The following is a 7,099-nucleotide window of genomic DNA, read 5'->3' as shown; positions in this document are numbered from 1 at the left end:
TAGGCCGGATGTGGAAGACAGGACCAAAGACTGTCGGAGCTGACCGGTACTAATAAGCCAACAACTTCACACACACTCAAACACTGTTTGACAATGACATGCTACGCGTCCACTGTGCGGTTCCCGAGAAACGGGCACCACCCCCCCACCACCCGGTGGTTTGCAAGGGGGTGACCCTGAAAACTCGATACTGTTACGGCGGTCATAGCGTTGGGGAAACGCCCGGTCCCATTCCGAACCCGGAAGCTTAGCCCTTCAGCGCCGATGGTACTGCCCTCGCGAGGGGGTGGGAGAGTAGGACGCCGCCGGACACCCATTCACGAAAGGCCCACCCCACCCGGGGTGGGCCTTTCGCATACCCGGACCCGCGCATACCCGGACACCGCTGCGCCCGCGCAGCCCACCTCCCGTCGACCCGGGCACCCGAACGCCCGCGGCTCCGGCTCCGGCTCGGATGCGCCCTCGGGCCGTGGGCACCTGTCCGCGGGCCGGCGCTCGCTCGCACGCATTCTGGCCGGCCGACACGCCGGACCGTTGACCGTGTCGACATGCGTCCCCTAGTGTTCCACGCAGAAGCACTTCGGTTCCGCATGATGGAAGATGGCCGTGCTCATCGGCGAGCGCGGTCGGCGGCGGGGCGTCGTGCGACGGCAGCGACGAGGAGGTCGCCGGTGGTAGGTGCCGGGGTCACGCCCCACGAGGCGCGCGCGCCGCTCGACGTGGTGCGCGCCGAGCTGTTGCGACAGCTCGGTCCCGACCGGGTCGTCGTCGACCGTCAGCGTCTGCGGACGTACGAGTGCGACGGCCTGGCGGCCTACCGGGTGGTACCGGGCGTCGTGGTGCTCGCGTCGGACGCGGTCGACGTGGCGACGACGGTCCGCCTGTGTGCCGCCCACCGCGTACCGTTCGTGGCACGCGGGTCGGGGACGGGCCTCTCCGGTGGCGCGTTGCCGCATGCGGACGGCGTTCTCGTGGTGATGTCGCAGATGCGCGCGGTGCACGAGGTCGACGTCGACAACGAGCGCGCGGTCGTGGACCCCGGAGTGATCAACCTGCACCTGACCCAGCGGGCCACGCCTGACGGGTACTACTTCGCACCCGACCCGTCGAGCCAGCAGGTGTGCTCCATCGGGGGCAACGTCGCCGAGAACTCCGGCGGCGCGCACTGCCTGAAGTACGGCTTCACGACGAACCATGTCACGGGGATCGACCTCGTCACGCCCACCGGCGAGCTGGTGGAGGTGGGTGGCAAGGCACCCGACCCGCCGGGATACGACCTGCTCGGCGCCGTCGTCGGGTCCGAGGGCACGCTGGGCGTGGTCACCCGCGTCACGGTGCGCCTCACGAGGCTGCCGGGGGACGTGCGCACCGTGCTCGCGGGCTTCCCCGACGTCGACACCGCGGGGGCCGCCACGTCGGCCATCATCGGTGCCGGGATCGTGCCGGCCGCGATCGAGATGATGGACGCGCTCGCGATCGAGGCCGCGGAGGCGGCCGTGCAGTGCGGATACCCGGCGGGTGCGGGGGCCGTGCTCGTCATCGAGGTCGACGGGCCGGCCGACGACGTCGCGCACGAGCTGAGCGAGGTGCTGCGGCTCTGCGCGGAGCACGGGTCCTTCGAGACGCGGCTCGCGGCGGACGAGGGCGAGAGGGCCCTGATCTGGAAGGGGCGCAAGTCCGCGTTCGCCGCCGTCGGGCGGATCAGCCCCGACTACATCGTCCAGGACGGCGTGATCCCCCGGACCGCGCTGTCGACGGTGCTCCACCAGATCTCGGTGCTCGGCGAGCAAGGCGGGTGCCGGGTGGCCAACGTCTTCCACGCCGGGGACGGCAACCTGCATCCCCTGGTGCTCTTCGACGGCTCGGTGGAGGGCGCGACCGAACGGGCCGAGGCGGTGGCGGGCGGCATCCTCGACCTGTGCATCACCAACGGCGGGTCGATCACCGGCGAGCACGGGGTCGGGGCCGACAAGGCCCGCTACATGCCGCGGATGTTCGCCGAGGAGGACCTCGCGACGATGCAGGCGGTGCGCTGCGCGTTCGACCCCGACAACATCGCCAACCCGGGCAAGATCTTTCCGACGCCGCGCCTCTGCGGCGAGCGGCCCGGACGTCACCACGGCACGCACCCGCTCCAGGACGCCGGCCTCGGAGAACTGTTCTGATGAGGTCGGACATGCTCCGGGAACCCGACGTCCCCGCCCTCGAGCACGCGCTCGACGGGGCGGGTGTCCTGCGCGAGGCCGGGGCCAGGGACACCATCGGCGGTGTGCTCCCGCAGTTCGTCGTACGGCCCGGGTCCGTGGCGGCCGTGGCGGCCGTCGTCCGCGAGGCGGCCCGCCAGGATCTCGTCACCGTGCCGCGCGGCGGGGGCACCGCGCTGGGATGGGGCGCGCCGCCGGAGCGGGTCGACCTCGTGCTGGACACCACAGGGCTCGACCGCCTGATCGAGCACGAGGCCGGCGACCTCGTCGTCGTCGCCCAGGCAGGCCTCAGCGTGTCCGAGCTCACCGACCGTGTCGGAACCGCCGACCAGGAGCTCGTCCTGGACCTGCCCCCCGACCGGGTCGCCGCGGGGAGCACGATCGGTGGCGCGCTGTCGGTGGGATACACCGGGCCGCGGCGACTGCAGCGCCTCGCGCTGCGTGACCGCGTCCTGGGGACGACCGTCGTCCTCGCCGACGGCACGGTCGCGCGGTCGGGCGGCAAGGTCGTGAAGAACGTCGCCGGGTACGACCTCGCCAAGCTCATGACCGGCGCCTACGGCACCCTCGGCGTCGTGGTGCAGGCGGCGTTCCGGCTGCACCCGGTGCGGCCGGGCCGGGCCGTCGTCACCCGCAACGGGACGATGGTGGACGTCGCCGCTGCCGCGCGCGCCGTCGTGGCGTCCCAGCTCGCGCCCGCCGCCGTCGAGCTCGACCGTGGGGCAGGGCGGGACGAGGCGACCCTCGCGGTGCTCTTCGAGGGCATTCAGGACGCGGTCCAGGGGCGCGCCCGTGCCGCGGCGACGCTCGTCGGTGGCGAGATCGAGGACGAGCTCCCCGAGTGGTGGGCCGGCGTCCCGGCAGGTGCCGTCACCGCCAAGGCGACGGCGACCCTGACGGGCGTCGGCAGCCTGCTCGCCGCAGCCCGGGACGCTGAGCAGGTGGGCGGGGTCGGCGTCGCGGTGCGCGGGTCGGCCATGGGAGCCCTGCTGGTGGGGATCGAGGCGCCCGACCCGGCCACAGCAGCCGCGACGGTCGCTCGGCTGCGCGCGGCGTCGCCGACACCGGCGGACGGCACGGTCACGGTCCTCGCCGCACCGGCCGACGTGCGCGCGGGCCTGGATGTCTGGGGTCCCGTGCCCGGCCTCGACCTCATGCGGAGCATCAAGGCGCGGCTGGACCCCGGTCGCCGCCTGTCGCCGGGGCGATTCGTGGGAGGCATCTGATGGGAGGACCTGGCGCATGACGGCAGAGGAGACCAAGCCCGACCTGCTCGGGGCGTTCGACGACCATCACCCGCCCCGTCGCGACCTGATCGACGACTGCGTGCACTGCGGGTTCTGCCTGCCGGCGTGCCCGACCTACACGCTGTGGGGCGAGGAGATGGACTCCCCGCGAGGACGGATCTATCTGATGAAGGATGGGCTCGAGGGGGAGCCGATGGGGCCCGCGCTCGTCCAGCACATGGACGCCTGCCTCGGATGCATGGCCTGCGTCACCGCCTGCCCGTCGGGCGTGCGGTACGACCTGCTCGTGGAGCAGACACGCCAGCAGGTCGAACGCCGTGGGGCCGAGCACCGCGGCCGGTCGGAGCGAACCCTCCGGGCTCTGATCTTCGCGCTCTTCCCTCGCCCGGAGCGGCTGCGTCTCGTGCGTGCGCCCCTGCGCTGGGCGCAACGCAGCGGGCTCGACCGGATGGTGCGCCGGTCCGGCGTGCTCGAGAGGGTCTCGCCGTCCCTGGTCGCCATGGTGGCGATGGCGCCGCCCGTGGCGGCGCGCGAACCGGTGCCTCCGCTGGTTCGAGCGCGCGGGGCACGGCGGGCGACCGTCGGCATGCTGCTGGGCTGCGTCCAGCGCGAGATGTTCCCGGGCGTCAACGCCGCCACCGCGCGGGTGCTCGCGGCGGAAGGGTGCGACGTCGTCGTCCCCCCGGGCCAGGGATGCTGCGGGGCGTTGTCGGTGCACGCGGGCAGGGAGGCGGAAGGGCTGCGGTACGCGCGGGCGCTGGTGGACGCCTTCGAGGAGACCGGGGTGGACCGCGTCGTCGTGAACTCCGCGGGGTGCGGGTCGACGATGAAGGAGTACGCCGACCTGTTGGCCGACGACCCCGACTACGCGGAGCGCGCCGCCACGTTCGCCGAGCGCGTCCGCGACGTCTCCGAGGTGCTGGTCGAGCTCGGCCCGGTCGCGCGCAGGCACCCGCTCGACGTCACCGTCGCGTACCACGACGCCTGCCACCTGTCCCACGCCCAGCGGGTGCGCGCACAGCCGCGCGAGCTGCTCGCCCAGATCCCCGGCCTGACGGTGCGCGAGATCGCCGAGGGGGACATGTGCTGCGGGTCAGCGGGCGTCTACAACCTGCTCAAGCCCGAGCCCGCGCGCGAGCTCGGGGACCGCAAGGCACGCCACGTCACCGCGACCGGCGCGGAGCTGCTCGTCACCTCGAACCCGGGGTGCCTCATGCAGGTGACGGCCGCGCTCGAGCGACAGGGGCGGTCGATCGCCACGGCGCACCTCGTGTCGGTCCTCGACGCCTCCCTGCGAGGGGCGGGGGCAGAGACCCTCGTGGCCCCCGCCGACCGACGGGCAGGCCGCCGGGCCGCACCCGGCGGAACCTGACCGACAGTCCAGACCGACAGTCCAGACCGAGAGTCCTGACCGAGAATCCTGACCGACCGACCCGGCAACGACGCCGGCCCAGGGAGCGCACATGGACAACCTTGCCGTCCTCGCACTGCTCGCCTTCGTCCCGATCCTCGTGGTGGGGGTCCTGCTCGTCGGGTTCCGATGGCCCGCTCGCACCGCGATGCCCGTGGGGCTCGTCGTGGTGGTGATCGTCGCCCTCGCCGTCTGGCGGATCGCGCCCGTGACGATCGCCGCGTCGGCCGTCCAGGGCCTGCTCGTCGCCATCGGGCTGCTCTGGATCATCTTCGGCGCGCTGCTCATGCTCGAGACCATCACCAAGAGCGGCGCGCTGCAGACGATCCGTGCCGGCTTCACGACCATCAGCCGTGACCGCCGCGTGCAGGTGATCATCATCGCCTGGCTCTTCGGGTCGTTCATCGAGGGCGCCGCCGGGTTCGGCACACCGGCCGCCGTCGTCGCCCCGCTGCTCCTCGCGCTCGGGTTTCCCGCGATGGCCGCGGTGATGGCAGGCCTGATCATCCAGTCGACGCCGGTGAGCTTCGGCGCCGTCGGCACCCCCATGATCACCGGGATCGGCACGGGGCTCGCCGGCAGCGACGGCGCGCTGGCCCCGCAGGTGCAGGCCCGCGCCGACGCGCTCGACCTCGACCCGGGCCAGTTCGTGGCGCACACCGCCACGCAGGTGGCCACCGTGCACGCGATCGTCGGTGTCCTGGTGCCCCTCATCCTGGTGACCCTGATGACCGGGTTCTTCGGCGAGAAGCGCCGGTTCCGCGACGGGCTCGCCATCGCCCCCTTCGCCCTGTACGCGGCACTCGCGATGATCGTGCCCTACCTCCTGGTCGCCTACCTGCTCGGGCCGGAGTTCCCGTCGATGCTCGGCGGGTTCGCGGGCCTGGCGCTCGTGATGTTCACGTCGTCCAAGGGCTTCCTCATGCCCAAGGAGGTCTGGGACTTCCCGCCGCGCGAACGGTGGAACGCGAAGTGGATGGGCACCGTGGACCCGGCGGCCGAGCCGGTGGCGGACTCGCGCCGGATGTCCCTGGTGCGTGCGTGGACGCCGTACGTCGTGGTGGCCGTGCTGCTGCTGATCACCCGCAACGTGCCGGCGATCAAGGAGTTCCTCACCGGTCCCGCGGTGATCGAGGTGAACGACATCTTCGGCACCGGCATCAGCCAGACGATGGACCTGTTGTACTCGCCGGGCGCGATCTTCCTCCTGGCCTGCCTGATCACGTACGTCGTGCACCGGATGAACGGCCGGCAGATCGCGGCGTCGTGGAAGGTGGCGGGCAGCCAGCTGTGGGGAGCGGCGTTCGCGCTGCTGTGCGCCCTGCCCCTGGTGCGGATCTTCATCAACTCGGGTCCCGAGTTCAACGCCGCGGGCCTGGAGTCGATGCCGATCACCCTCGCCGAGGCGGCGGCGGACGTCGCGGGCCAGGGGTGGCCGATCGTCGCCCCCTTCATCGGCGCGCTCGGGGCTTTCGTCGCCGGGTCGAACACGGTGTCCAACATGATGTTCTCCCTGTTCCAGTTCTCCACCGGGGAGGGCATCGGGGTCTCCTCGCCGGAGACGGTGGTCGCGCTGCAGGCGGTCGGCGGCGCCGCGGGGAACATGGTGGCGGTCCACAACGTCGTCGCGGCGTCGGCCACGGTGGGGCTGCTGGGACGGGAGGGCGACCTCATCCGCAAGACGATCCTGCCGGCCACGTACTACTGCCTGACCGCCGGCGCGATCGGGTACCTGTGGATCTACGGGTTCGGGGCGAACGCCGGCCTGGTGGTGCTCCTCGTGGTGATCGCGTCGCTCGTCGCGATCGGTGTCTGGTGCTATCGCAAGCCGGACTCCCTCAACCCCGAGGTGCTCCCGGCGCCCGCCAGGGCGGGGAGGTCCCGCAGCGACGCGTGACCTCGGACACGTCGCCTCGGGCAGAACGCCTCCGGGCACGCTGATGACCTCCCGGCGTGGGAGAATCGGGCGATCCCACCACCCGAGAGGAACAGCGTGAACGACTCCGCCCGTGAGCAGGGCCGCGACGACGACCGGTCGAGCGCGCGCGGCGACGCCGGTCGCCGTCCCACCGGTCGACCCGGCAACGGGCAGGGCGACCGCCGAGGCGCCGGAGGCGCACGTCGGAGCGACGACGCGCGGTCGGACCGTCGCGACGGTCCGCGCGGTCGTTCGGACGAGCGTCGTGGTGATGAGCGTCGTGGTGAGCAGCGGGCTGACGGGCGTCGTGGTCGTCCTG

At 72.4% G+C, this 7,099-nt stretch carries 5 protein-coding genes and 1 rRNA gene; all 6 read left to right on the top strand.

The features are described from left to right. Positions 1–194: 194 nt before the first annotated feature. Positions 195–311, top strand: a 5S ribosomal RNA gene (gene rrf, locus ABZ493_RS09115). A 360-nt stretch (positions 312–671) separates the two neighbouring features. Further along, positions 672–2,165 (top strand): FAD-linked oxidase C-terminal domain-containing protein, encoded by a 1,494-nt coding sequence (locus ABZ493_RS09110; RefSeq protein WP_430581847.1) that lies wholly within the window; start codon positions 672–674, stop codon positions 2,163–2,165. Positions 2,166–2,176: 11 nt separating this feature from the next. Continuing rightward, positions 2,177–3,430, top strand: coding sequence for an FAD-binding oxidoreductase (locus ABZ493_RS09105; protein ID WP_430581846.1), 1,254 nt, complete (start codon positions 2,177–2,179; stop codon positions 3,428–3,430). Positions 3,431–3,446: 16 nt separating this feature from the next. Continuing rightward, positions 3,447–4,823, top strand: a complete 1,377-nt coding sequence (locus tag ABZ493_RS09100; RefSeq protein ID WP_430581845.1) for a heterodisulfide reductase-related iron-sulfur binding cluster — start codon at positions 3,447–3,449, stop codon at positions 4,821–4,823. A gap of 91 nt (positions 4,824–4,914) precedes the next feature. After that, positions 4,915–6,759 carry an L-lactate permease gene (locus ABZ493_RS09095; protein ID WP_430581844.1) on the top strand — a complete coding sequence of 615 codons (1,845 nt, stop codon included), beginning with the start codon at positions 4,915–4,917 and terminating at the stop codon, positions 6,757–6,759. 112 nt (positions 6,760–6,871) lie between these two features. Then, a partial coding sequence (locus ABZ493_RS09090; RefSeq protein ID WP_430581843.1) for a hypothetical protein occupies positions 6,872–7,099 on the top strand: 228 nt, incomplete at its 3' end.

It is taken from the genome of Isoptericola sp. NPDC019482 (assembly GCF_040632295.1).
GTDB lineage: Bacteria > Actinomycetota > Actinomycetes > Actinomycetales > Cellulomonadaceae > Isoptericola.
This window is presented reverse-complemented; position numbering and strand designations above follow the sequence as displayed.